Below are 423 nucleotides of genomic sequence, written 5' to 3'. Positions count from 1 at the left end.
TGCTGGTATCGCACTGAAGAAATAATCAGGTAATCATAGGAAGGTTAGCCAAATGGCCAAAGGAACAGCGAATAACCGCGCACGCAAAAAAGTCAAAAAGAATATTTCTGACGGTATTGCGCACGTACACGCCTCATTCAACAACACCATCATCACGATCACAGATCGTCAGGGCAACGCCTTGGCTTGGTCTACATCGGGTGCACAGGGCTTCAAGGGTTCACGCAAGTCGACTCCTTTTGCTGCTCAGGTGGCTGCTGAAGTTGCAGGCAAGGCCGCGCAAGAATGCGGTATCAAGACAGTTGAAGTACTTATCAAAGGACCTGGCCCAGGCCGTGAGTCTAGCGTACGTGCTTTGAATGCATTGGGTATCAAAGTGACCAGTATTTCTGACATCACTCCGATCCCGCACAACGGATGTCG

General features: G+C 49.9%; 1 protein-coding gene. It reads left to right on the top strand.

Annotation, left to right across the window (positions count from 1 at the left end):
- Window positions 1–52: 52 nt before the first annotated feature.
- Window positions 53–423 (top strand): 30S ribosomal protein S11 (rpsK, locus tag BAE31_RS09010; RefSeq protein WP_076840259.1); only part of this gene is annotated, 371 nt, incomplete at its 3' end.

This window comes from Bacillus sp. I-2, assembly GCF_001974945.1.
In the GTDB taxonomy this organism is placed as follows: Bacteria; Bacillota; Bacilli; order Bacillales; family Bacillaceae; genus Bacillus; species Bacillus safensis.
Note: the sequence above shows the minus strand (reverse complement) of the source record. Positions and strands in the feature narration are given on the sequence as shown.